The organism is Hymenobacter seoulensis, assembly GCF_054780535.1.
This window is the reverse complement of sequence record NZ_BAAGWD010000002.1, coordinates 238,635-264,353: the sequence shown is the minus strand read 5'-3', so window position 1 is coordinate 264,353 and position 25,719 is coordinate 238,635. Positions and strand designations below refer to the sequence as shown.

General features: G+C 55.5%; 15 protein-coding genes and 1 tRNA gene. 10 read left to right on the top strand and 6 right to left on the bottom strand.

Going from position 1 to position 25,719, the window contains the following annotated elements; all coding sequences use genetic code 11:
• The first annotated feature begins 86 nt into the window (after window positions 1–86).
• The 6 genes from ACYVHC_RS08925 (at window position 87) to ACYVHC_RS08900 (ending at window position 12,798) form a co-directional block, all read left to right on the top strand.
• The gene (locus ACYVHC_RS08925; protein ID WP_460613342.1) at window positions 87–6,008 is read left to right on the top strand and encodes a putative Ig domain-containing protein; all 5,922 of its coding nucleotides are present in this window, start codon (window positions 87–89) and stop codon (window positions 6,006–6,008) included.
• A gap of 138 nt (window positions 6,009–6,146) precedes the next feature.
• Window positions 6,147–7,109: an NAD(P)/FAD-dependent oxidoreductase gene (locus ACYVHC_RS08920; RefSeq protein WP_460613341.1), complete on the top strand. Its 963-nt coding sequence runs from the start codon at window positions 6,147–6,149 to the stop codon at window positions 7,107–7,109.
• 152 nt (window positions 7,110–7,261) lie between these two features.
• On the top strand, window positions 7,262–9,727 hold the full coding sequence (locus ACYVHC_RS08915; RefSeq protein WP_460613340.1) for a DUF5686 and carboxypeptidase-like regulatory domain-containing protein: 2,466 nt from the start codon (window positions 7,262–7,264) through the stop codon (window positions 9,725–9,727).
• Between the two features lie 231 nt (window positions 9,728–9,958).
• The gene (gene galK, locus ACYVHC_RS08910) at window positions 9,959–11,128 is read left to right on the top strand and encodes a galactokinase (RefSeq protein ID WP_460613339.1); all 1,170 of its coding nucleotides are present in this window, start codon (window positions 9,959–9,961) and stop codon (window positions 11,126–11,128) included.
• A 72-nt stretch (window positions 11,129–11,200) separates the two neighbouring features.
• Window positions 11,201–12,253: a galactose-1-phosphate uridylyltransferase gene (locus ACYVHC_RS08905; protein ID WP_460613338.1), complete on the top strand. Its 1,053-nt coding sequence runs from the start codon at window positions 11,201–11,203 to the stop codon at window positions 12,251–12,253.
• 269 nt (window positions 12,254–12,522) lie between these two features.
• Window positions 12,523–12,798 carry a hypothetical protein gene (locus ACYVHC_RS08900; RefSeq protein WP_460613337.1) on the top strand — a complete coding sequence of 92 codons (276 nt, stop codon included), beginning with the start codon at window positions 12,523–12,525 and terminating at the stop codon, window positions 12,796–12,798.
• A gap of 88 nt (window positions 12,799–12,886) precedes the next feature.
• Here ACYVHC_RS08900 and ACYVHC_RS08895 read toward each other — a convergent pair whose 3' ends face one another.
• The 5 genes from ACYVHC_RS08895 to hemW all read right to left on the bottom strand — a co-directional run bounded on the left by ACYVHC_RS08895 (window position 12,887) and on the right by hemW (window position 17,814).
• Window positions 12,887–14,389, bottom strand: coding sequence for a zinc-binding metallopeptidase family protein (locus ACYVHC_RS08895; protein ID WP_460613336.1), 1,503 nt, complete (start codon window positions 14,387–14,389; stop codon window positions 12,887–12,889).
• A 36-nt stretch (window positions 14,390–14,425) separates the two neighbouring features.
• On the bottom strand, window positions 14,426–15,193 hold the full coding sequence (locus tag ACYVHC_RS08890; RefSeq protein ID WP_460613335.1) for a cyclase family protein: 768 nt from the start codon (window positions 15,191–15,193) through the stop codon (window positions 14,426–14,428).
• A gap of 104 nt (window positions 15,194–15,297) precedes the next feature.
• Complete coding sequence (locus ACYVHC_RS08885) at window positions 15,298–15,972, bottom strand: alpha/beta hydrolase (RefSeq protein ID WP_460613334.1); 675 nt, start codon at window positions 15,970–15,972, stop codon at window positions 15,298–15,300.
• Window positions 15,973–15,996: 24 nt separating this feature from the next.
• Complete coding sequence (locus ACYVHC_RS08880; RefSeq protein ID WP_460613333.1) at window positions 15,997–16,479, bottom strand: hypothetical protein; 483 nt, start codon at window positions 16,477–16,479, stop codon at window positions 15,997–15,999.
• Window positions 16,480–16,677: 198 nt separating this feature from the next.
• Complete coding sequence (gene hemW / locus ACYVHC_RS08875) at window positions 16,678–17,814, bottom strand: radical SAM family heme chaperone HemW (RefSeq protein ID WP_460613332.1); 1,137 nt, start codon at window positions 17,812–17,814, stop codon at window positions 16,678–16,680.
• Between the two features lie 164 nt (window positions 17,815–17,978).
• Between hemW and ACYVHC_RS08870 the strand changes: the two genes are divergently transcribed.
• Window positions 17,979–19,847: a BamA/TamA family outer membrane protein gene (locus ACYVHC_RS08870; RefSeq protein WP_460613331.1), complete on the top strand. Its 1,869-nt coding sequence runs from the start codon at window positions 17,979–17,981 to the stop codon at window positions 19,845–19,847.
• Between the two features lie 136 nt (window positions 19,848–19,983).
• Here the strand turns inward: ACYVHC_RS08870 and ACYVHC_RS08865 are convergent, their stop codons facing one another.
• Window positions 19,984–21,138, bottom strand: a complete 1,155-nt coding sequence (locus tag ACYVHC_RS08865; RefSeq protein WP_460613330.1) for an alpha/beta hydrolase — start codon at window positions 21,136–21,138, stop codon at window positions 19,984–19,986.
• A 219-nt stretch (window positions 21,139–21,357) separates the two neighbouring features.
• On the opposite strand from ACYVHC_RS08865, the gene ACYVHC_RS08860 reads away from it, so the two are divergent.
• From ACYVHC_RS08860 to ACYVHC_RS08850, 3 genes are all read left to right on the top strand, one after another.
• Window positions 21,358–21,430: transfer RNA gene (locus ACYVHC_RS08860), tRNA-Met, on the top strand.
• A gap of 232 nt (window positions 21,431–21,662) precedes the next feature.
• A complete protein-coding gene (locus ACYVHC_RS08855; protein WP_460613329.1) occupies window positions 21,663–24,482 on the top strand; it encodes a tetratricopeptide repeat protein in 2,820 nt (939 codons plus the stop codon).
• The gene (locus ACYVHC_RS08850) at window positions 24,463–25,347 is read left to right on the top strand and encodes an HNH endonuclease (RefSeq protein ID WP_460613328.1); all 885 of its coding nucleotides are present in this window, start codon (window positions 24,463–24,465) and stop codon (window positions 25,345–25,347) included. The genes ACYVHC_RS08855 and ACYVHC_RS08850 overlap by 20 nt, the downstream gene beginning before the upstream one ends.
• The last annotated feature ends 372 nt before the right edge of the window (window positions 25,348–25,719 follow it).

The window sequence follows — 25,719 nt, the reverse complement described above, 5'->3', positions numbered from 1 at the left end:
AACTCGACAATATCAATGTTAGCGCAGCAAATACATCTACTGTGCAGATGAACTTTAGCCGCCCAGTGAAGAACTTGGCATTTGCAATGGAGGATATCGACGTTAGCACCTTAGCTAGTGGCGGTAGCGACTTCATTGACGAGGTAACGTTCAATGCCTATACTCTGGGTGGAACTCTGTATCAACTCCAGGCTGCTGATGTGGCGTTGGGTTCCAACGGCAGTAACACGTTTGTAACTGGCACCAATACCATCAAGGGCATTGGTGTGAATAGTGGCCCCGCAGGTACAGTGGTACTAACGTACCCTGCAACGGTTGCTATTTCGCGGCTTGAGATTATCTACAAGAACACGCAGGCGTACACTGCCGGCAACCTTCGTTTGCAGACCATTGGTATACCATCAATGGTGTGGTGCGCTGAAGTAGACCTAGCCACTACGCTTACGGGTCCTGCTCGTGCTGTTGCCGGGCAGCCGGTAGACTACGTAGCGACAACTAAAAACCAAGGTGACATTAGTGCTGCGGGGGTTGTATCCACGGTTCAGCTGACTGCGGGCCTGACAAATGTGACCATTAATGGGGTCGCAGCCGGTGCAGCCTATGATTCGAATACAGGCCTGCTAACGTTACCTGCCATTGGGACATTAGCGAGCAACGCCACTAGCACCAGCACTATCCGCTTCACTATGCCAGCCACGGGCCCTGTTACTGGGGTGGCCAGTAGCACAACTACCGGATTGGACATAGAGCCGGTTAATAACAACGGCACGTTGGCAAATGCGAAAGTATCGACGGTTGTGAACACGCCGCCAGTACCCGCAGCTAAAAGCACTTCTACCCCCCGAGGGAGCTATACCGCATTACTGCCTTTGTCAGCAACCGATGCCGATAATGACGCCATTACTAGCTACACCATCACCCAGGCTAGCCTCACAGCACTTAGTGCTTCCGGCAAACTGTATGTTCTTGTTGGCGGCAATTATATAGAGGTAAATACCACCAACTTCCCAGGGCTGTCGCTTACGCCGGCCCAGGCCGCGGCCCTGTACTTTATGCCTGCTACCACCGCAGCGTTGGGCAGCGTAAATTTCACGTATACTGCTACGGACGCACTAGGGGAAGTCAGCAAATCAGCCGCTACATACACGCTGACGATCACCAACGCGGCCCCGGTTGCTACCAATACTACCAACTCTGGCTCTATTAGCAGCAGCGCTGATCAAACCGCTATTTCAGCATTGTCTGCTACGGACGTTGATGGCACTATTGCATCTTACAAAATTTCGAGCTTGCCCACTGATGGTACGCTGTACTACAATGCTGGCTACGACTACGTTGCTTTCACGAGCAGCAACATCGGGACTGTAACCCTAACGCCGGCACAGGCAGGCAGCCTACGCTTCGATCCCTCTGGGTCTACGAATGGCAACGTGACTTTCACTTTCACGGCTACTGACAACGATGGTGCAGCAGATGCCACGCCTGCTACTTATACCATTCCGGTAGGCAACGTAGCCCCAACGGCTATTTCAAGCGTAAGCAATGTTATTCTCCCAAGCGGAAACGGTGCTTTAACTTATTTAGTAACGCCTTCATTCCAAGGCAGCGATGCTGATGGCACTGTTACGTCTTACCGGCTTACGTCGCTACCTAATAGTAGTACGGAAGGTACCCTTTACTACAGAACTGCTGGATCTACCGCTAACGTACTTGTTACGACCACTACTGATATCCCAGCAGACGGTACGCTGCGTTTTGACCCAGCTAACAACAATGACTCGTTTATCTTAAGTCTTCCCTTTACGGCTAAAGATAACAACAACGCTACCAGCACCAACACGGCTACGCTGACCATACCTGTAAACACAACGCTACCGGTAGCTAATGATATCACCAACGCCACTATCCTGAGCAGCGCGGCCCGTACGGGTATATCCACGCTGAGTGCTAGCATCACAACCGGAAGCATTTACAGTTACATCTTTTCCACCATACCCGACCCAGTTACTCAGGGTACGCTTTACCGCACGTTCGCAGGCGTCACTTCCGCTGTTACCGCTGGCTCCGAGTTTACGACGGGCACACTAGGCACATTGGGCGTACTGAGCTTTGATCCTATTGGCACCAACACCACGGACGTTACATTTACCTACACGGCTCGTGCGAACACTGCAGTCGGCCTTACTGATCCTACACCGGCTACCTACACCATTCCGATTGGAAACGTGGCGCCTGTTGCAACAGCTACCAGCGCTACCATGCCAAGCAGCAATGGATCCACGGCTATTCTAGTACCTAGCGCTACAGATGCTGACGGCACTATTGCCAGGTACACTTTGTCCGGCCTGCCTGCTTACACGCTAGGTACCTTGTACGTGGGAACCACTGTGGTGAACACTACGAACTTCCCTGGCTTAGTACTCACCCTGGCTGAGGCTCGCGACCTGAAATTCGACCCGGCTGGCACCAGCAACGGTACGTTCGTTTTCAACTTTACGGCTACCGATAACGACGGTGGGATATCTTCTCCGGCTGTTGCGTACACCATTACGGTAACCAACGTAGCTCCTTCCGCTACGGATGTAAGCATTCAGGTAGCCTCGGCTATTCTGAGCACCAACGGCCAGACGAGCATTCCAACACTGGCCGCAACGGATGAAGACGGCACTATTGCTTCTTATCAGTTCACGAGCCTGCCAACCAAAGGCACGCTTTACTACAACACTAACACCAATGGCACGGCTGGCTCTTACGTAGCTGTTACGGCTGCTAACTTACTAGGGGGTAGCAGTCAGCTTAACCTAAGCACAGCACAGGCAGGTACGCTGAAGTATGACCCCTCGGGCAACTTCCCAACTGCTGACAATAGCGTTGAGAATGACAGCTTCCGGTTCACAGCTACCGATAACAATGGCGGCATTGATGCTACTCCTGCTACCTATACTATCCCGGTAAAGGAGAACGATACGGAAGCGGTGTATTCTACTCCTAATACGTTTGCTAACACAGCCCTAACCAATGGCTCGGTAGTAGCAACCGTAAGCGATGCGAACGGCAACATCACTTCGGCAACGCTTGCTAGCGGTAGCACTCTGCCTACATTCCTGACGCTGCAAGCTAACGGTACCATCGGTGTAAATGCTAACGCGGTTACGGCGGGCACCTACACGGCCACCATCAACACCGTGGATGTACTAGGTGGCGAATCGGCAGTACCCGTTACCATCACTATCAACACCGACAAGCAAGCAGTTTATAGTTCGCCGAACACGTTCAACCGCGATGCGCTGAGCAATGGCACCTCGCTGGCTACGGTTTCGGATGCTGATGGCACCCTCACTTCGTCAACCATCGCAACGGGCACCTTGCCAACTGGTATAGGCTTCAACACTACCACAGGTCAGTTCACGGTGAACAGCACCACAGCTCCTGCTGCTAGTACTTATTCCTTCACTGTGAATACGGTAGATGCCCTAGGTGGCAAATCGACGGTAACTGCCAGCATTACCATCACCACAGACCAAGAGGCAGTGTACAGTTCGTCTAACTCGTTTAATACGGATGCACTGACTGCTAATAAAACGCTGGCTTCCGTGACGGATGCCGACGGCCTTCTTACTTCGGCAACCATCGCAACGGGTGCATTGCCCGCTAATATGGGCTTTAACACTACTACTGGGCAGTTTTATTCCATCGGCGGCACACCAGCTACGCGTCCAGCGAATGGCACTTATGCCTTCACGGTGAACACCGTGGATGCAACCGGAGGTAAATCGACGGTAAGTGTAAGCATCACCATCCTCGCTGATCAGGAAGCAGTGTACACAGTAGCTGCAGCTAAAAACGTAGACAATTACGCCAACGGCTTCACGCTGGCTTCTGTTACGGATGGCGACGGTTCTATCACGGCCGCTTCGCTGACAACTGGTACGCTGCCCGTTGGTACTACTCTAGCTGCCAACGGCTCCATTAGCGTGACCAATGCCAGTGCCCTTGTTGCCGGCTCCTACCCCCTGACCATCAGCACAACTGATATTACGGGTGGATTGTCTAGCAGCACTATCACGCTGGTTATTAATCCGGATGCTGAGGCGGTATACAGCACTTCGAACTCGTTCAACCGTGATGCGCTGAGCAACGGCTCCTCGCTGGCTACGGTTTCGGATGCTAATGGCGCCCTCACTTCGGCTACTATCACGATGGGCACTCTGCCTGCTGGTATTGGTTTCAACACTACTACGGGCCAGTTCTCGGTGAACAGTGCCACAGCTCCTGCTGCCGGCACCTATGACTTCACAGTAAATACGGTGGATGTAACTGGTGGCAAGTCGAGTGTTACGGCTACCATCACCATCTTCGCTGACCAGGAAGCGGTGTATACCGTAGCACCAGCGAAAAACGTAGACAGCTACGTTAATACTAACGTACTGGCTTCGGTTACGGACGGCAACGGCAACATCACGGCCGCTTCGCTCACGAGCGGTACGCTGCCCGCCGGCACTACTCTGGCTACAAACGGTACCATCACGGTAACGAATGCTGGCACACTGGTAGCTGGCTCCTACCCCCTGACCATCAGCACCACCGATGCAACGGCCGGCACCAGCAGCAGCACTATCACCCTGGTTATCAATGCCGACAGAGAGGCTGTAGCTTCTTCTCCGAACTCGTTTAACCGCGATGGGTTGACCAATGGCAAGACCCTAGCAACGGTGACCGATGCCGATGGCACCATCACGGCTACTAGCCCCAACCTGCCCACTTGGTTGAGCTTAGCTTCGAATGGCACCATCACGGTTCCTACGGCATCTGCTGCTGTAACGGGCACCACAACCTTCACGGTGAATACGGTAGATGCACTAGGTGGTAAGTCAACGGTAACTGTCAGCATCACCATCTTCGCTGACCAGGAAGCCGTAGCTTCTACGCCTAACGCCTACAACCTCGATGCCTTGACGAACGGCAGGAGCCTAGTAACTATCACGGACCAAAACGGAGTTATCACGGCGGCAGTTGGTACTGGTGTTCCAACTTGGCTGACTGTAGGTGCTGATGGTACCATTAGCGTACCCACTGCTTCTGCGGCTGTAAAAGGTCAGTATAGCTTCACGGTCAATACTACAGATGCCACCAGCGGCACCTCTTCGGTAGCGGTTGCGCTCAATGTATTCGAGACCGAAGCCGTGTACAACGTGGCCTCGCCAACCAATGGCCCTTACGCCAATGGCTACTCCTTCGCTACGGTTTCCGACGTTGACGGCGCAGTAGTACGAGCAGTGCTCAGCAATTCAAACTTGCCTTCGGGTATTGATATGAACGCTGCTACGGGTCAGTTCACAGTAGCTAACCGCTTACTGCTGAAGAATGGCACGTACCCCATGGATGTAGTTACTACAGATGCTACAGGTGGTGTAACTACCAGCCGCGTAACTATCATCATCGGGGCCTACCCGCTGCCGGTTACGCTGGTAAGCTTCTCGGCTAAGGCTGCTAACCAGGATGCTAAACTGACCTGGCGCACGGCTCAGGAGCTGAACAACGACCGATTTGTGGTAGAGCGCAGCTTCGATGCTGTCACCTTCCAGGCCATCGGTGAGGTAAAAGGCCAGGGCACTACTACTCAGGCTAAAGACTACAGCTTCGTAGACGCCAATGTAGGCACGAAAGCGCAGGGTGCGGTGTACTACCGTCTGCGCCAGATGGATACGGATGGCACTCCTACGCTGAGCATGGTGCAGGCCGTGGCGTTCGCAAAAGCAGTAGCTAACGTAGAACTGTACCCGAACCCAGCATCTGACCTTTCGGATGTTCGTCTGGACCTTTCCACGCTGCCGGCTGGCACGTACCGCGTGCAACTGACCGATATGGCCGGCCGCATGGTTCGCTCAACTACGCAGCAAGGTGGCCTCAACCAGGCACTGGAAGTGAAAGGCTTGCCGCAAGGCAGCTACATCGTCACCATTCAGGGCAATGGCCAGGTGTTCACCAAGCGCTTAGTGAAAGAATAATCTGACTAGGTTGCTTTTCGCAAAAAGCCCCTTCTCTTCGGAGAAGGGGCTTTTTTGTTATAGATGGCCAATTCACGTGCCCGCTGGCCTAACCTCACTCCCGAATTCTGGGTATAGACTGGGCTAACTCTTGTTTTTATGTCTGACTCAGTTCCTCGCCATCGGGTACCTAGCTGGCCTTTGACCGATACGGATGTTGCTATTGTGGGTGCTGGTAGCGCTGGCCTGAGCGCGGCCTTGGTACTAGGCCGCTGCCTGCGCCGTGTGGTGGTGCTCGATGGCGGACAACCCCGCAATGCCCCCTCACCGGCCGTACAGGGTTTCCTGACCCGAGACGGAACCCAACCCGCTGAGCTACTCCGCTTGGGCCGCGAACAGCTGACGCAATACGCCTCCGTTGAAATCAGGGAGGCGCGGGTTCTGGAGATTAAGGCCATAGCCAAACGCTTCGAGCTTACCCTAGAAGGCCCGACGGGCCGCAAGTCGACGCTTTCGGCACGCAAAGTATTGCTGGCCACCGGCGTTGAAGATGAGCTGCCGCCCATTGAGGGCATGCGCGAACTGTGGGGCAAAGGCGTGCTGCACTGCCCCTATTGCCACGGCTGGGAAGTGCGCGACCAGCCGCTGGCCGTGTACGGACGCGCCAAAATGGTGACTGGCCTGGCCCTACTGGTTAGCCGTTGGAGCAAAGACGTAATAGCGTGTATTGACGGCCCAGGCTTCCTGACGGAAAATGCTCGCCGCCGCCTACGCCGCCAAAACATTCAGGTGCGCGAAGAACCCGTGGCAAGGCTGGAAGGCACAGATGGCGGGGAGCTAAGACATATTGTGTTCGAGTCGGGAGAGAAGTTGGCTCGCGCAGCCATGTTTGTGCACGCGCACCAGCACCAACGCAGCCCCTTGGCCGAGCAGATGGGCTGCCGCCTGACCAGTAAGGGCGCCATCTGGGTTAATAAAAACCACCAAACATCAGTGCACGGCCTGTACGCCGCCGGCGACAACACTCCTGGTACGCAGCAGGCCCTTCTGGCGGCGGCAGAGGGTAGCGCCACCGCCATCAGCATCAACGAAACCCTGACCCGCGAAGAATGCCCGAAGTAACCGCCGGGACCGAGCTGGAAGGGAGCTTATTCGCTTTTGCCGATGTCGCTCGATATCTTACCAGTTGCTAGGTTACCGTAGTCTGGCCTGAACCCACCGCCACCATGCGTATCTTCTGCCCGCTGCTTTTGCTGCCTTTGCTACTGCTAGGTATGTCTGAGGCGCAAGCTCAACGCTTGGTGTTCAGTGGCCGCGTGACGGAAACCGTTAATGGTCAGCCGGTTCCATTCGCCTCGGTGTTTGTACGCGGCACGAGCCAGGGCGCTACGGCTGATGAGAATGGGCGCTACCAACTGACGGTGGCTGGCCCCGTGGATACGCTGGTGGCATCGGCCATTGGATTTACGGCTGTGAAAAAGCCTATTACCAGCACCGCTGCTAAGCAAACCTTCAACTTTGCACTGGGCTCAGGGTCGGTGGCGCTGGGCGAGGTAGTGGTTCGGCCGCGCGAAAACCCGGCGTACGTGATTCTTCGCCGCGTGCAGGACCACAAAAACCGCAACAACAAGCGCCGACTGGAGGCTTTCGAGTTCGACTCCTACAATCGTACAGAGCTGGCTCTCAATAACCTGCCCGATCAGGTAAGTCGCCGTAGCGTGCTGCGCCAGATGATACAGGTAGCCGATAGCCTAGGAGTAGCCCGCGATGCCAAAGGCAAGGCCATAGTGCCCATCTTTGCCTCTGAGGTGCTGTCGCGCTTTTATCAGAACAACAACCCGTTGCGCAAGCGGGAGGAAGTGCGCAAGACACAGATGCGCGGGGCAACGCCGCGCGAAGGCTCAGTGGTGTCGCAGATTATGGGGTCGTCGTTTCAGGACTGGGACTTCTACCTGAACTGGCAGCAGCTACTCGGCAAGGACTTTATCTCGCCCATTGCCGAGGGCTGGAAGTTCACCTATGAGTATGAGCTGCAAGACTCGGTGATGGTCGGCGAGGACTTTTGCTACAAGATTGGCGTGACGCCGCGCCGGCCGCAGGACCTGGCGTTTGTGGGCACTATCTGGATAACAACCGACACGTACGCCCTGCGCCAGCTTGACTTGGCGGTAAGCCCCCAGGCTAACCTCAATTTTGTAGAGCAGGTGCGCGTGTGGCAAGAGCTGACGCCCTCCGCCGCCGGCGCAGGGTTGCCGCGGCGTACTAGGGTAGTAATCGGCATAAAGCCTACTAAAAGTAGCACGGGCATTCTGGCGCGCCTCACCACGGTCAACTCCAATTTCCTGGTTAATCAGCCCAAGCCGCTGGCGTTTTATGACCGGCCCCTAGAAACGGCACCCGATGCGTTCGACGTGCCCAAGGACTTTTTTGCGCAAAACCGGCCTGACTCCCTGACCCAGCAAGAGCAGGCCACGCTGATGGTATTGGACTCGGTGCGGAAGCTGCCGGCGGTGCGCAACCTGCTAGAAATAGCCGATGTGGCCGTGAACGGCTACTACCGCGCCGGCAAGCTCGACTGGGGCCCGATTCTGACGGCGTACAGCTTCAATAGTATTGAGGGTCACCGCTTCCGGGTGGGCTTCCGGACTACCCCCGAGCTAAGCCGCGACTGGCTGTTGCGCACGTATTTGGCCTACGGCACGCAGGATGGGCGCTTTAAGTATGGGCTGCGGGTGCAGCGGGTGCTAGAGCGCCGGCACTGGACGGTGGCCAACTTCGAGCACCGTAACGACCTAGACCAGGTAGCCCTGCTCGACAACGACTATGCCCTGGAAAATCCGCTGTTTGAAGCTTCGGCCCGCCTAGGCAACATCAGCAGCAGCCGGCCCTTGCGCCGCGAGCTGACCAGCGTGGCGTTGCAGTCCGATCTGTTTCGGGGCTTTACCCAACGCGTGGTACTGCGCCATCAGCAGTTCCGGCCCTTGTACCCCTTCGCTTACTACACCCGCGAAACTCAGCCCGGCTCCCCTACCGATGACCAATTTTCCTTGTCGGAAGTAGTGCTGGAGTCGCGCTATGCCCGGGACGAGGTGCTGGTAGAGAACAACCAGAACCGTCGTTCGGCCATTGGTGTGAAGCGGTGGCCGGTGTTTACGGTGCGCTACACCCTAGGCGTAGATGACGTGCTGGGGTCAGACTTCCGGTATCACAAGCTCAACCTGCTCATCGACCAGAGCATTCGGCTGGGCCAGCTGGGCCGCACCGATTACCGGCTGGATGCGGGCTACATCCCGAGCACGGTGCCGTATCCGGTGCTCAAAACGCACCTCGGCAACCAGTCGCCGTTCTATAACGCGGGCGCCTTTAACCTGATGCGCTACTTTGAGTTTGTGAGCGACCGGTACGTAGCGTTTCGGCTGGAAAACCAGTTTGATGGGTTTCTGCTGAACTCTATTCCGGCCATTAAACAGCTCAACTGGCGGCTGGTGGCTACCGGCAATATTCTATGGGGCAGCGTCAGCCAAGCCAACCGGCACATTATTCCGCAGACCGACCCCGTGAACGGCGGGCCGCTTCCGTCGTTTCAGGCCTTAGGGAACACGCCGTATGCGGAGGTGGGCTATGGCGTAGAGAACATCCTGAAGGTGGCCCGGGTTGATTTCATTCACCGCCTCACGTATCGTAACGCGCCAGGGGCTCGCAACTTTGGCGTGAAGGTGAGCTTCCAGTTCAAGCTGTAGTGGGTTCTGCGCCAGGGCAGCAGGTACGTCTCCACTGAAAGCACAGCATTTTAGAACTGACTTTACTGGTGAAAAATACCGGCTACGGTGCCATAAAAGCGGCAGAAGCGCCTAGATTAGCGCAGCCAAAGTCTGAAATACCACGTAACATGGAGCCGCGCCGGCCGGTACCAGCCTCCTGTTCTGTAGTGGCCTTCCTACAGCAGCAACCGCCTTTATTTCCTTCTCGCTATGCAGCTAGCTACCACCATTGCCCACGAATTTCGTCAGCAGTTCACCTCCGAGCCGCTGCTAGTACGCGCCCCTGGCAGGGTTAACCTAATTGGGGAACACACCGATTACAACGCCGGCTATGTGCTGCCCGCGGCGGTGGATAAGGAAATCTTCTTCGCGGTGGGCCTGAACCAGACCAATACTATTCGACTGGTTTCGCATGATCTGAAAGAGTCGTTTTCCATAGAAGTTACGGCGGTGGAGCGCGGCCAGGTGCAGTGGGCCAACTACCTGCTAGGCGTGGTGGCCCAGTTTCAGAAGCGTGGCGTGCAGGTACCAGGCTTCGACTGCGTGTTTGGCGGTAATATTCCGTTGGGTGCAGGCATGTCGTCGTCGGCGGCGCTGGAGTGCGGCTTGGCCTTTGCCCTGAACACGCTGCTCGGCACCGAGCTGGACCGCATGACATTGGCCCACATGGCCCAGAAAGCAGAGCACGAGTACGCCCTGGTGCAGTGCGGCCTTATGGACCAGTTCGCCAGCTTGTTTGGCCAGCCCCGGCAGGTAGTACGCCTCGATTGCCGCTCCCTGGAGTATGAGTATTTTCCCTTTGATACCTCAGCCAGCCAAGTTGTACTCTGCAATTCGGGCGTAAAGCACTCCTTGGCCAGCTCGGAATACAACACGCGTCGCCAGGAGTGCGAGCAAGGCGTAGCGCTGCTGCAACGCCACTACCCCCACATTCAGAGCCTGCGCGACGCCACCCCGGAGCAAGTACAGGCCCATAAGGACGAGCTCGGGGATGTTGTATTCCGCCGCTGCCTGTACGTGGTGCAGGAAAACCTGCGGGTAGAAGCAGCCTGCCGCCACCTGCTGGCCGGCGACTTGCGCGCCTTCGGGCAGGAAATGTACGCTTCGCATGCCGGCCTGCGCGACGACTACGAAGTAAGCTGCCCCGAACTGGATATTTTGGTGGCTTCGGCTCAGCAGGCACCCGGCGTGTTCGGAGCCCGGATGATGGGCGGCGGCTTTGGCGGCTGCACTATTAACCTGGTAGCGCCCGAACACGTGGAGGCGTTCATTGCCCACCAGACGGCCGCCTACCAGCAGCAACTGGGGCTACACCTGGAAACCTACACGGCTACCATTGTGGGCGGCGTGGGTACGCTGGAACCCAGCGTAGTGCAGTAATCTGCTGCCATTAAAGCCTAGCCCTACTTTGCTGCCCAACCGGCACGTTTCTCTTACTTACCTCAGCTTCTCATGGCCGATTTTGATAGCACCGAGCACCCTCACCGCCGCTACAATGCGCTGAGCGGAGAATGGATTTTGGTTTCGCCGCACCGCGCCAAGCGCCCCTGGCAGGGCCAACAGGAGTCGGCGGAGCCGGAAGTGCGTCCGGCCTACGACCCTACCTGCTACCTCTGCCCCACCAACACGCGCGCTAATGGCGAGGTAAACCCAGCTTACGAAGGCACGTTTGTTTTCGATAACGACTTTGGCGCCCTCACCCCTGATGTGCCCACGGGCGGCATTAATGTGGAAGGGCTGCTGCGGGCCGAAGCTGAATCGGGTATTTGCCGCGTTATCTGCTTCTCACCGCGCCACGACCTGACCCTGCCGGAAATGGAGTTGCCAGCCATTCGGGGGGTAGTAGATGTGTGGGTGCAGCAGTACTTGGAGCTGGGTGCGCTGCCTGACATCAACTACGTGCAGATTTTTGAGAACAAGGGCACCATTATGGGCTGCTCGAACCCGCACCCGCACGGCCAGATTTGGTCGCAGCGCACGGTGCCGGTGGAGCCCGCCAAAGAGTCGGTGCAGCAGGCTGCCTACTTCCAAGAACATGGCCGCAGCCTGCTTTCCGATTACCTGGCCCTGGAGCTGCGCGAGCAAAAGCGCGTGGTGCTGGAAACCGAGCATTGGGTAGTGGTAGTGCCCTTTTGGGCGGTATGGCCCTTCGAGACGCTGGTGTTACCGCGTCGGCATGTGCAGTCCATTGAGCAGCTGACCGACGCCGAAAAGGACTCCTTTGCCGAGGCGCTGCAGCAGCTGACCATCCGCTACGATAACCTGTTCAACATCTCTTTCCCGTACTCCGCGGGGCTGCACCAGCGCCCCACCGATGGCCAGGAGCACCCCGAGTGGCACCTGCACATGCACTTCTATCCGCCGCTGCTGCGCTCGGCCTCCGTCCGCAAGTTTATGGTAGGCTACGAAATGCTAGGCACCCCGCAGCGCGACATCACGCCGGAGTTCAGCGCCGAAAAACTGCGGAGCTTACCATCGACTCACTACAAGCTGAACAACAAATAGTTACCTGCTTTTGACACCAGTCAAGATAAGGTTGTATGATAGCAAGGATTTGCTTGGAACAGAAAAAATCCGGTTAGTTTAGTCGAACAATGCGCCGCGCCGATGCGTTGGACGGTAAGCATTACTACCTGACTAGGTCCGTCCGGAGCCCGTACCCTTGGCACGGAATACCCCGCAGGCTTTTGCTCTCATCATCCGTTGGCCCGGGTTACCGCTCTTTGTAGGGGTAGCACTCTGCCTAAGGCCTCATATCTGTAGAACGACACACCATGCCAAAGTACGAAGTTGCTAATCTTACCCTGGCGGAAGCTACCCGTCATGCTCCTTTTGTTGATTACGCGCGTTGCGTAGATGCCAGCCAGCGCCCCTACAACCACGTGGGCGACTGGCCCGAAGAAGGCCAGCTGTACCCCGTTCGGGTAGTGGACTCGCACACGGAGGGCATTCCGCTGGTGCACGTGCTTGGCTTTGAGGGCGAAGCGCCCTATTACAATGCCTACGGCCCACACCGCTTCGAAATGCTGCTGACCGTGTGGCTGAATTAGTCCGACTCTCGTATTAACATAGCAGCAAAACGCCCGATTCTCACGTGAGAATCGGGCGTTTTACGTTGGGTGAAGTTGGCTTTCGTGGCTACCGTTCCAGCTTGAAGTCAGGGTCCGCCTTAAGTCGTTCGGATGCCTCCGAAACCAGCCAGCCGGTGGCATACATCCAGCGCGTCATGCGGGTAAGCTTGCCGATGTCGATGCGGGAGGCTTCGTCGCGGGGCGTGTGGTAGTCGGGGTGCAGCAGGGTGGTAAAGAACACGGCCGGAATGCCGGCGCGGGCATAGGGTAAATGGTCGGAGCGGAAGTACCAGCCTTCGGGGTGGGTGGCGGCATCCCAGGTTGTATCGAGCTTGAAGCTGGCGGTGCGTTGGTTGGCTTGCAGGGCCATTTCGGTAAGGGCGCGGGAGTTGCGGTGAGGCGGAATAGAACCCAGCAGGGCCGCTGAGTCCGGGGCATTGCGGCCCATCATATCCCCATTGAGCACGGCTACCAGCGAGGACTTCGGCACGGTGGGGTGCTCAGCAAACCAGCGCGAGCCCAACAGACCCCGCTCCTCGGCGCCGTGCCACACAAACAGCGCCGACCGAGCTCCGGGCCGCTGCTTCCAGGCCCGGCCGATGGCCAGCAGGGCCACCGTCACGGTAGCATTGTCATCAGCCCCGTTCCAGATGGAGTCGCCGGCTACGGGCTTGCCAATGCCATCGTGGTCGTGGTGGCCGCTGAAGAGCACGTGCTCTTGTCGCCGGGTGGGGTCAGTGCCGGCCACGCGTGCTACCACGTTCACGGATGGGTACTCGAAGTCGTTCTTCTCCAGCTCGGCCTGTAGGCGCGCGCCCGATTTGCGGAGCGTAGCACCTACTGCTTGCCGCACCAGCAGCACCGGCACCAGCGTTTCCGGCGCTAGCATAGTGGGCAGCAGGTATTGGCCGTCTTCGTAGCGGTGCCCTACAAAATCCAGGTTCGGCTCCGTCGTGGCATCAGCGGCCAGCACAATACCAGCAACTCCACGGGCCCGCAGCGCAACACTTTGCTGATTAATGGCAGCTAGGGCGTAGCGCATGCCCCAGAGGCTCATTTTGGGGGCCGGCAACGGGGTAGGCGGCACAATGGGCATTGCCACAATTTTCCCTCGCAGGTCGCGGCGCACGGTATCGGCTAAGGTATTGAGCCACACTACTGGGCCGCTGAGCCGGGCATTCATGGGGGTCGTCACCCAGGCATCGCGCCACAGGGCCAAGGGCTGACCGTTGAGCAGCAGGCGGGAGGTAGCGGCCACCGTGATGCGCCGCAGCGGATAAAACTGGAAGTAGGTGCCATCGTCACCGGCGGGCTCCAATCCGGCTTGCCGGGCGCGTTCGGCTACCCACACGGCGGCCCGCAACTCATCGGCGGTGCCGGCCCGGCGCCCGCGGAAGCTGTCGTCGGCAATGGCAAACAGGTCGCGGCGCAGGTCATCTTCCCGAATTGCCCCTAGGCCCGGCCCGCCAGAATCACCCGCACTGGTTGTGGAAGCTACCGGCCCCCGGGCGCACCCGGCCAGTATGCCAACAAAAAGCCCCAAGGCACCATACAGCGTAGTTGTGCGCATCGTTGAAAAGCGAAAAAGTAAGGCGGAAGGTGACTACTAGCGCAGGGCGTACAGGATGGGCTTGCTAGGGCTGGCATCGAGCTCAAGGCTAGTTATTTGCAGATTAAGCAGAAATAAGCCGTCTTCCACTTCATCGGGCACAAAAATCAGCTCTGTGATGGTAGCGTGCTCGCGGGTAGCGGCGGGGTAGCGCCAAAAGGCATGGTGCGCCAGCAGTTCGCCGCCATCTTCTTCCCGGTCTACGCTAGGCAGGTCAAGCAGTAAATGCTCTATGTGGTGCTCAGCCAGGTAGTGCGCCAAAGCCGGCTCCAGGTAGGTAGGGTTGGTGCCCGAATACTGCCTAGTGCGCTTGGCCTTGTGGTTGGGCAGCGTGCGCAAAATTAGGGCCTCTGGCCGGATGGCCGCATCGGGGCCACCTTCCAACTCGCGCCGTACATCGTCAAGCATCACCACCTCGTCGCCGTTGGGCTGGGGGCGCGGCTGTACCGAAACAAGCCGCGCTACAAACAGAAAGCGGCGCAGGCAGCGGTTGAGCGTGGCGGCGGGGCTAGCCGAAATATGGCCGTAGCACTCGGTATGGGTGCCGTTGCCGTGGGGCGTGAGGTGCACGCGCTTGTAGTTGGTACTGCCACCCTCGGCCACACTCCCTACAAAACTCCCCACCCGAATCACATCAAACTGCACGGGCTCGGCCCAGAAGCAGTTTACTTGCTGCTCGCCGGGCGCCAGCGGCAACGATATATCTAGCGGGGCAGCGGGGTCGAAGGCAAAGCTGCGGCCTTGATGGGGGTAGGTAGCAAGCATGAGAAAGGAAGTGCAGAAAACAACGTGAGGTGCATTAGCAGCAGATGCTGCTAGCCCCTTAGGGGTGGCGAAGTGTCAGGAGGCGTAGATTCGGAAGCTCGTTTTCAGACCTCTCTCTCCGCGGCTATTGATTGTACCTCTTTGGTATTGAGCGTATTCAGAATCCGGCTAATCTCTTCGGCGTGGCTAACCACCATGAAGTGGCCGCCGCCCCGAATAAGGTACTCTACCGGAGTGGGGCCGGGCGGAAATACTCGGTCGTGGGTACCCAAAATCTGGATGCTGCGGCCCACGTGGGTGCTGTCCCAGTGCAGAAGGCAGTGAATGGCCCAGCGGGTATACACCGGCTCCATATCCTGTAAAATCTGTTTGAAGAGCCGGTATTCTTCGCCGTTTTCCACCCCGAAATACCACTGTCCGGCTCTCGGAAATAGCTTCAGTAGCTGAGGAGGCACTAGGTGGTGAACTCCCGTAAACCGCACCAGCCGCAGCAAGGGCGGCAGGCAGCTGGCATCTGGAATGCTGCTGATAAGTACGGTGCGCATGCGCGGCCGCAACCGATTGATTTCCAAGGCCACTACCCCTCCAAACGAAACGCCTACCAACAACCCCTCTGCCTCCTGCGGAATGGACTCCGCCATGCGGGTTGCATAGTGCAGCAGGGGCTCCTGGGGGGTAGGTGTGAGCCATTGCATCACCTGTGCCTCGCCCTTGAGCAACGGCAGCAGGTTCCGGAACACCCGTTCATCGGCCCCTAGCCCGGGAAAAAGGTAAAACATAGGTAGCAGGATACGGCAGCGTATTTAGGGCTCAATACGCAGGAACACGCCCTCAAGGTAGAAAATGTTGTGGGGCTGGCTGGATTCAAACTCTTCAGCATCCTCCAGGTCGGCGGCCATGCTGATATCAAAGGTTTCGTCGTCGTCGCCTTCTTCATAAGGCTCATCGGCAGGGTAAGTGCACGAAAGCTTGAGGGCCACGTTGGGCAGCAGCACGGGCGGGTCGGCTTCGCTGTTGTACTCCAGCAGGCAAGGCCACTCGTGCACCGTGGCCAAGGCGTCGGCAATATCTTCTTGCAGTTCCTCAACGCGCGGGCCGGCCAGCCGCAACAGCAAATCAAGCAGCTGAAACGGCAGGCCCAAGTGGAAGAAGTGGGGCTCCTGATCGAAATTGGTAGTTGCCCAGATGGTGACGTCATCAGAATTATCGAAGACAATAGCAGTTATCTGCACCTGCTCGATAAAGAAATCCGTGTCGTCGGCCAGAGCGTCTATTAGTCTTCTCATAATCACGGACTTGAGCCTGAAAGCACCCTAGGCTCAGAGGAAATTGCGGGCGCGTGCTGCCACCAGTGCCCGCTCAACCATAGGGAAAAGGATAGAGGAATGCCGGAAATTAGTGCTTTTACTGGCATTTTGAGCAGACATAGGCAGAAAGCATTGCCACACCTCCCGGCAGTTGGCCTACACCGAAAGCAGAACTCGCTAGCCCTGAAATAGCTCCAAGGTGATATGGTCGGCGAGCAGCTTGCCTTGGTCGGTGAGGCGCAGGGTGGCGCTGGCATCCAAGGTAGCCAAGCCCGTGGTTTGGAGCTCGTGCAGGTAGGCCGCCCGGGTTGCGAGCAAATTTACCCCTAGTGCGTCGCGCAGGTGGCTCAGGCTGCAGCCGCCGGCGGTGCGCAGGCTGGTCATCAGGTACTCGTTGGCGCGGTCTTGGGGGCTCAGCACTTCCACGGTGGCTGGCACCTGCTGGCGCTCCAGCACGGCTGCTACATACTGAGGGTTTTTGGCTACCGTATACTGCCGGCTCTCGCCGTTAAAGGAGTGCGCGCTAGGCCCCAACCCCAGGTAAGGCACCCCGCGCCAGTACGCCGAGTTGTGGCGCGACTCGCGGCCGGGCTTACAGAAGTTGCTGATTTCGTACTGCTGATAGCCGTGGCGCTCAATTTCTGACAGCAACATCTCAAACTGCTGTGCCACAAACTCATCGGGTGGCGCCACAAACTTGCCTTTCCGGAGCTGGCGGCCAAACACCGTGTCGGGTTCAATGGTGAGGGCGTAACACGACAGGTGTGGCACCTGCAGGCCAAACGCCACGGCCATATCCTGCTGCCAAATGCTATGGTCGGGCGCGGGCACGCCGTAAATCAAATCCACCGAAATATTCTCGAAGCCCGCATCCTGCGCCCGCAACACCCCCGCCCTAGATTCTTCCGCCGAGTGTGCCCGGTTCATCATCCGCAAGTGAGGCTCGTGGAAACTTTGTAAGCCAATGCTTAGGCGGTTAATGGGCGACGCCGCCAGCTCGCGTACTTTTTCGGGCGTGAGGTCGTCGGGGTTGGCTTCCAGGGTTATCTCCGCATCGGTGGCAACGCTAAAGTGGCGGTGGATGGCCTCAAAAATCGAATCTAATTCTGCCGCTGTCAGCAAAGAGGGCGTACCGCCACCAAAGTAAATGGTATTGAGCGTGGCGTTAGGTCCCAGGTAGTCGCGGCGCAAGGCCAGCTCCTGAGTAATAGCCGTTACCAAACTGCTTTTCAGTGCCATAGAGGTACTGAAATGGAAGTCGCAGTAATGGCAGGCCTGCTTGCAGAAGGGAATGTGAAGGTAGAGGCCAGACATGGGCGCGAGAGTCGTTCAGGGGCGGGCAATGGGTGCCGCGAATAATGCCGGAACAGTAACCAAGGGCGCTACGTTCTGTGGCTTCGGCAGAATAGCCGCTGAATTGGCGGCAGAGAAATACCTTTCGGGAAATTAAACGCGGCGATTCGCGTTTCAGACTTCAAATGTACGCCCGCGCCCTCGTTTTCTGGTTGTTGCTGTTTGCTGTAGGCAGTGGCTCCCGCGCCTGGGCGCAACAAACGGCACCGCTCAATCCGGCTGCGCCGCCCCTACAGGCCAGCCCCGCCGCAGCCCTACCCCCCGATACTACCCGAAAGCGGCCGGCACCAGCCCTAAAGCCCAGTAGGCCCCCGGTTACACTTCAACTGCAAATTGAACCTAGCGACCAACCGACGCTACGGGCCTATCGATATCGCACTGTACTACCCGATTCGTTGGCGGCCCTGCGCGAAATCCGGGCCCTAGTGCTGGCGTTGCAAACCGATGCGTACCTCACAGCCTCGGCCGATGAGCTGCGCTGGAGCCGCGACACGGTGTGCGTGCGACTCTACTTGGGCGAGAAGTTTCGGTGGGCACGCTTGCGCAACGGCAACCTCGGCGACGGGCTGCTTACCAGGGCCGGCTACCGCGAAAAGCTGTTTCAGCAGCAACCCTTCCGGCCCCAAGAGTGGGCCCAATTGCAGGAGCGTGTATTACACGAGGCTGAAAACCAAGGCTTCCCGTTTGCCACCATAGGCCTCGATTCCTTATCGATGGACGGGACTGACATTGAGGGACGAATCGTGCTGCGCCGCGGGCCAGCCGTGGTATTCGATTCCATTCAGGTGGTGGGCAAAACCAAAACGCGGGCCCGGTTTCTGGCCAAATACCTACAGATTGAGCCCAACCAGCCGTTCAGCCAACTGCGCATTCAGGAAGCCACACGGCGCTTGCGGCAGCTTCCCTACCTCCAACTCAAGGCCGAACCCGAAGTACGCTTTGCCAAAGGGCGGGCGCGGGTATACTTTCTGCTCGAAGACCGCACGGCCAATCAGTTTGATGCTATTGTGGGTGTGCTGCCCAACCCCAACCCGCTGGCCGGCCAAAAACGCGTGCAGATTACCGGCGACGTGACCATCAACCTGCGCAACATCAGTGGGGGCGGCAAAGGCATTGGGGTGCAGTGGCGCAAACTTGACCCGACGTCGCAGCTGCTAGATGCGCAGTACGTGCACCCGGCATTTTTTGGCACGCCGCTAGAGCTGAACGGCTCCTTCAACCTGCTTAAGCAAAACGACCAGTTTCTGACTCTAAAGCCCCGCCTGCAGGCCGTGTACCCTACCGCGCAAGCCGGCCGCGTGTCGGTGTTTGTGGAATGGCGCAACTCCCGGCTGATTGATTCGCTGCTGTATAAGGCCACCGTACTGCCCGAAAATATCGACTCGCGGTTTACTTCTTACGGCCTGGAATACGCCTGGAACACCCTGGACGACGTGTACTTTCCACGGCGCGGCTTGCTAGCCAGCGGGCAGGCGGCCATTGGCACAAAAATCATCAGCAAAAACTCCGACCTGAACGAAAGCCTATACCAAGGCATTCCGTTGCGCTCTACCCAGGTCAGCCTGGGCACCCGCATTGAGCAGTACGTGCGGGTGGGGCGTGCCGGCGTGCTGCTAGCCCGGCTGCGCGGCGAAGCCCTCATCAATCAGCGCCTGTTTCTCAACGACTTGTTTCGGGTGGGAGGCCTAGCGACGTTGCGCGGCTTTAATGAGTTGAACTTCTACGCCAGCCAGTACGCCGTTGGTACCGCCGAGTACCGCCAATTTACGGGCAGTGATGCCTACGTATTCTTGTTTGTCGATCAGGCGTACCTCCGCCGCGACTTACCTGCCGACCCCGTGCCACAGGATACGCCCACCGGGCTAGGAGCCGGCCTGAGCTTCCGGACCGGGGCCGGACAGTTTCAGTTTGTGTACGCCCTAGGCCGCGACAAGCAGCAGAAGTTTGGGCTCAACTCGGGCAAAATTCACTTTGGCATCACCAGCCGCTTTTAACCCAGGCTACTACCCCTTACACAGCGTCAAACCTTGTTAGCTCGCCGGTTGACTGCTTGGATCAACCTAGTGCTATTAACTACAAAAGCCTCTGCTACCAGGTAGCAGAGGCTTTTGCCGTATTCATGCTGACTGCTTATTGCAGCGCTTTCTTAAGCTCGCTGGCAGCTAGTTCTTGTGCTTGACCAGCCTGGGGCACTACGGCGGCCATTCCGAAGAACTCGTGCGTAACGCCTTCGTAGTTCTGGTAGCGGGTAGCCACACCAGCAGCTTGCAGCTTATCGGCCAACATTTTTCCGTCGCTCATCAGCGGGTCGATGCTGGCGGTAATTACCGTGGTCGGCGGCAGGCCTTTAAGATTGGCATTTACCAGCGAAATCATCGGGTTTTTCCCGTCGGCCGCGCCACGCAGGTAGTTTTCAAAGAACCACGCCATCATGGGCTTGTTCAGAGGCTTAGCCTGCGCATTCTGCTGGTAAGAGGGCGTATTGAGGTCGTAGCCGGCAATGGGGTATACCAATACCTCATGTTTGGGCAGCATTACCTTCTTGTCGCGTGCCATCATGCTCACGGCCGCCGCCAAGTTGCCTCCAGCACTTTCTCCTACTACTGCTATCTTCTGTGGGTTGCCATTGAAAGAAGCAGCGTTCCGCAGCACCCACTGGTAAGCCGCAAACGAATCGTTGTGGGCAGTTGGGAACTTGTGCTCCGGCCCCTGCCGGTACGCTACCGACACGAAGATGGCGCCGGTTTTTTCCACCAATCCCCGCACCGAAGCGTCATAGGCATCTAGGTTGGCAATTACCCAGCCACCGCCGTGGTAGTACACCACCACGGGCAAAGGGCCGCTGGGATTGCGCGGGGTATAAATTCTAACCTTCACGCCGGGCATCACCATGCGGCTGGTAGTGTCAGCAGTGGAAGCAGGCATCGGGATGCTGTTGTCGCGCATTACCTTTTCTACCGCTTCTTTAGGGCCCGGCTGCTTGCGCGCCTCCGCTGCTGAAAGGGTTTCAATAGGTTTCGGATTGAGGCTGGCCAGGGCCTCCATCACTGTTTGCATTTCGGGGGCAATGGTAGGCGCCCAGGCCGGTTTCGGGCCGGCTGGCTTTATGGCCTTTAAAGCGCTGCCACTGACAGAATCAACGGGAGCCGTCATCATCGAGTCGGTAGCAACAGCCGTAGCCGACTTCGACTCATTGGTTTGCGACGAGTTGCAGGAAGCTAGTGCTAGGCCAGTTGCCAGCATGGGCACTGCCCAACGAAGGGAGGGGAGGAAGGAGGGGTTCATGTTTGTGTTATGAGAAGAACAGATAGATCAGGCTACCTTACGGTTGAGCCTCCATAAAAAACTAACACACCCAAAATCATGTACCTACTTTGAACTCCACTGCTACCATTATAAAATTTTTATAGCTGATACTCAGCCTAAAAAGCCTCAATTCACGCTAATTGCGACACCACTATGCGGATTTCCCAAAAAGCCTCTTACATTTGTATTACCAAACAGTGCGGGGTGGAGCAGTTGGTAGCTCGTTGGGCTCATAACCCAAAGGTCACTGGTTCGAGTCCAGTCCCCGCTACCTAAAAGGGCGTTTCCAAGATGGAAACGCCCTTTTTTAATGTCCATAGGACATCTTATAGGACTATTTTACATTATCTATTAAACTATTAAAGGATAATATATCAGTGGATTGCGTAGGATACGCATCCTTACTAACTAGTATTGCTCTGTTACGCACACTAAATAGTTAAACAGCCTTAGAGGATGTTGCGCTTATATTGCATCCTATATTTAGGCTCTTAGCCACTCGTATGTACTTAAAAAAGCTGACCATTGAAAATATCCGGGGGCTAAAGCACCTCGAGATGACCTTTCCTGTGCAACCTGCGGGATGGCACGTTATAATAGGTGACAATGGTGCTGGTAAATCAACTTTAATACGGGCTATTGCATTAGGGTTGATAGGACCAAATGAGGTTCGAGCCGCTCATCCAAATTTTGCGGAATGGCTGCGCAAGGATGCTAAAAGTGGCTTTGTAGAGCTTAGCTTAGGGTGGGATTCACATTATGACTCTTCCAGAGGACTTGGCAAGGCTCAGAGCCTTAAGGCTAAGGTTTTATTGCAGCCTTCAAATTCGTTTAGTGGTATAGCCGGCAGCGCTCCAATTATAGAGGCCATAATCGACGAACATGTAGTTAAGCCAGCTCTTGCTAAACACCTTTGGGGAAATTCTACGAAAGGTTGGTTTTCGGCTGGTTTTGGGCCATTCCGACGCTTTACTGGCGGTGATACTGAGCATGACAAAGTATATCTGTCATCACCTCGTTGCGGTGCTCACCTATCTGTATTTGGGGAAGATGTAGCACTTACCGAGGCACTGCGGTGGCTACAAGAGATCGACTATCAGCAGTTAAAAGCTAGGGAGAAGAAGATTCGGCAGGATACCCAACCTCTTAACTTGGCTGTTAACAAAAGTATACAAGCTGACTCCGTTGAAGAAGTTATAGAGAAAGTAGAACAGCTTTGGGATATAGCTGCTAGGCTGCGCAAAAACAGTCTTTATAAGGAAGCAGAATCTTTGCTTCATCGAGCTTTAAATATTGCAGAGAATGAAATTGAGCACAATCGTTCTCTTATATCATTAGGCCTGAATCATTTGGCTTCACTATTTATGGAGACAAACCGCACGTCTAAGGCCGAGCCACTTATACGTCGAGCTCTGGCCATTGATGAGGCGAACCATGGATCAGATAGTGCAGGGGTAGCAATCAGCCTTATCAATCTAGCCAACTTGCTTCAGGAGACTAACCGGCTAGAGGAAGCTGAGCCGCTTCTGCGCCGTGCTTTAGCCCTAGACGAGGCGAATTATGGACCCAATCATCCCGATATCTTAGTTAGTCTCAGCAACTTAGGTACTCTGCTTAAAAAAGTCAACAAATTGAGCGAGGCCGAGCTTTTGATGCGCCGAGCACTGGCCCTTGCTGAAGCACATCATAGTAATGATAATAACTCACTAACAGTATGCCTCAACAATCTAGCATTATTACTTAGAGACACCAACCGGCTAGAGGAGGCTGAGGTGCTCATGCGCCGAGCCCTGGCCATTGATGAGGTCAGTTATGGCCCTGACCATCCAACTATCGGTCTCAGGTTGAGCAATCTGGCTATTTTACTTCAGGATGCTAATCGGTTAGAGGAAGCTGAGCCGCTCATGCGCCGATCCCTAGCTATTGGGGAGGCGAACTACGGCCCTGATCATCCCAGAGTGGCTACTAGGCTTAACAACCTAGCCCTTCTTCTTAAGGATACTAAGCGGCTAGATGAGGCTGAGGTACTCATACGCCGAGCTCTGGCCATTGATGAGGCCAGTTATGGCCCTGACCATCATGAGGTAGCTACTGACCTTAATAATCTAGCTGCTTTACTTCAGGAAACTAAGCGGCTAGAGGAAGCTGAGCCGCTCATACGCCGAGCTCTGGCCATTGATGAGGCCAGTTATGGCCCTGACCATCCTGGGGTAGCTACTGACCTTAATAATCTAGCTGCTTTACTTCAGGAAACTAACCGGCTAGAGGAGGCTGAGCCGCTCGTGCGCCGAGCTCTGGCCATTGATGAGGCCAGTTATGGCCCTGACCATCCAACTATCGGTCTCAGGTTGAGCAATCTGGCTATTTTACTTCAGGATGCTAATCGGTTAGAGGAAGCTGAGCCGCTCATACGCCGAGCACTCGCCATTGATGAGGCGAACTACGGCCCTGGCCACCCCAGAGTAATTGCAAGGCTTAACGACCTAGCCCTTCTTCTTAAGGATACTAACCGCCTAGAGGAAGCCAGCACACTAGTCCAACAATATAAAGCCAAGAATGCTGCCTCAACGGCTCCAATTATTGCCATTAATGCTACTAGCGTATCACAAAAGTTACCACTTGAGGATAATGACTGGTTAGCGATCCGTTTGCGAACGTTCATAAACGAAAGTAAGCTTCTACCAGCCGGGACTGAATTTAAAGGTATGTCCACTGAGGGCCCTATTTTTCAGGATGGAAATGGACAGAAAGTATCCGTAACACAGTTATCAGATGGATTCCGCTCAATACTGAGCTTATCCTTCGAGCTTATTCGCCAACTAATTCGAGTATACGGCTTAGCAGCTGTTTTCCCACCCAGCCGCACACACACAATTATTGAATTACCAGGGGTTGTGCTTATCGATGAAATAGACACTCATTTACATCCTACCTGGCAGACGCGTATAGGGCAATGGTTCACGAAGTGTTTTCCACAGCTTCAGTTTATTGTTACCACACACAGCCCTCTTATTTGCCGCGCTGTAACTGATACTGCAGGTAGTATCTGGCGTCTTCCTACTCCTGGCCAGGGACAAAACGCTGAAGAAGTTACAGGTGTGGAACGGCAGCGCTTACGTCTTGGCTCTGTGCTTGACGCTTATGGTACCGGCTTGTTTGGTGGACATGAAGTAGAGCAAGCTCAGGAAGCTACAGCACTACTCAATGAGCGCGCACGCCTCAGCGCCAAGGAGTCGGTTGGAAAAGCCACGCCAAGTGATCTAAAGCGCCTTATTGAACTACGTCAAATATTCTCGTCCGTTGATGCTACAGTTGAATATTAGCTCACCAAGCTTAACAACGCTTCGATATCTAGCCACTAAGCAAGCTGCTATCAATAGCCTACCAGTTGATCAACAAGCAGATAAAGCGCAGGACCTATGGGACTCTAAAAGCAACCCCAAAGCAGGAAAAATTGCTTTTGATGAATTGAAGGAAACGCTGCTTGGAATGTGTGTGAGTACGGAGCTTTGCAACTATTGTGAGCATAATGAAGCTACCGACGTTGAGCACATTTATCCAAAGTCGTTTTTCCCGGGCCGCACTTTTCAGCTATCTAATTTTCTGTTGGCTTGTAAGTCCTGTAATACAAAGTTTAAGCTAGATAAATTTTATGTCTTTTCTCCAGCACAGTCTTCAAATGCTGTAGCATTGCAACGAAAACAGCTGCCGCCATCGGAAGATGCAGCTTTTATCGACCCGCATGTTGAAGATCCAATGGACTTCCTCTTTCTCGAAATTAAGCATAACGGTTTTCACCTAGTTCCCCATCCTTTACTTACCGACCCACGCGATATTGCCAAGGCTGAACGCACATTGAGCGTACTGCAAATTGGTGACCGACCAGCGCTTGCCTTTGCGCGTGAGACAGCCTTGAATCATTTTCAGAACTTGTTAAGTCAGTACCAAAAGTTGCAGGCTTGCACTACTTGGGATGAACTCGAAGATTTTGTGCGGGACCCTCATTTACTTAATTACTCGAATGACATCGATACTGAGCGGCAAAGTATGTTAGACAACATAAAAAGGTCTATCATAGAATATCAACATCCAACTGTATGGCGCGAGATGCAGCGCCAGCATCAGAGGCTGAATAGAGCAAAAAAATTATTTCAGGCCGTTCCAAATGCTTTGACATGGAGTAGATAATGGTTCAGCGCTTATCAACAGCACAGTTTAAGTAGTTGTAAAGTTCACTTGAAGTACCAGTCTGATTTAAATCTCACACTCCCTACTTCCTGCCCATAAACTAGGCTAGTTATATTAAATTTGCATGCTAATAGGTGTGTAGTTGCCAGCTCTACCTACGGCAAAGCCCCGCGTTTCTCAACTGAGGAACGCGGGGCTTTTTATTCGAAGTTTTGCGGCACGATCGAATATTGCGTTTGTATCTATTGTGTGTTTACACTACTGTTTTATTCCACGCGGCTAGTTAAGCTAGTTACTTCTATTCGGCTTTTTGCGGTAATGAGTTCTTTTATATAGTAGCACCGCAAAATTCTTATAGAAACATGAGTCACG

Bases quoted from the DNA above. Each gene is read 5' to 3' on its own strand.
- ACYVHC_RS08915 (WP_460613340.1), top strand. From the start codon at position 7,262: ATGTCTGAGGCGCAAGCTCAACGCTTGGTGTTCAGTGGCCGCGTGACG.
- ACYVHC_RS08865 (WP_460613330.1), bottom strand. From the start codon at position 21,138: ATGAACCCCTCCTTCCTCCCCTCCCTTCGTTGGGCAGTGCCCATGCTG.
- ACYVHC_RS08850 (WP_460613328.1), top strand. From the start codon at position 24,463: ATGCTACAGTTGAATATTAGCTCACCAAGCTTAACAACGCTTCGATAT.
- ACYVHC_RS08900 (WP_460613337.1), top strand. From the start codon at position 12,523: ATGCCAAAGTACGAAGTTGCTAATCTTACCCTGGCGGAAGCTACCCGT.
- ACYVHC_RS08920 (WP_460613341.1), top strand. From the start codon at position 6,147: ATGTCTGACTCAGTTCCTCGCCATCGGGTACCTAGCTGGCCTTTGACC.
- ACYVHC_RS08890 (WP_460613335.1), bottom strand. From the start codon at position 15,193: ATGCTTGCTACCTACCCCCATCAAGGCCGCAGCTTTGCCTTCGACCCC.
- ACYVHC_RS08905 (WP_460613338.1), top strand. From the start codon at position 11,201: ATGGCCGATTTTGATAGCACCGAGCACCCTCACCGCCGCTACAATGCG.
- hemW (WP_460613332.1), bottom strand. From the start codon at position 17,814: ATGTCTGGCCTCTACCTTCACATTCCCTTCTGCAAGCAGGCCTGCCAT.
- galK (WP_460613339.1), top strand. From the start codon at position 9,959: ATGCAGCTAGCTACCACCATTGCCCACGAATTTCGTCAGCAGTTCACC.
- ACYVHC_RS08880 (WP_460613333.1), bottom strand. From the start codon at position 16,479: ATGAGAAGACTAATAGACGCTCTGGCCGACGACACGGATTTCTTTATC.
- ACYVHC_RS08870 (WP_460613331.1), top strand. From the start codon at position 17,979: ATGTACGCCCGCGCCCTCGTTTTCTGGTTGTTGCTGTTTGCTGTAGGC.
- ACYVHC_RS08885 (WP_460613334.1), bottom strand. From the start codon at position 15,972: ATGTTTTACCTTTTTCCCGGGCTAGGGGCCGATGAACGGGTGTTCCGG.
- ACYVHC_RS08855 (WP_460613329.1), top strand. From the start codon at position 21,663: ATGTACTTAAAAAAGCTGACCATTGAAAATATCCGGGGGCTAAAGCAC.
- ACYVHC_RS08925 (WP_460613342.1), top strand. From the start codon at position 87: ATGGAGGATATCGACGTTAGCACCTTAGCTAGTGGCGGTAGCGACTTC.
- ACYVHC_RS08895 (WP_460613336.1), bottom strand. From the start codon at position 14,389: ATGCGCACAACTACGCTGTATGGTGCCTTGGGGCTTTTTGTTGGCATA.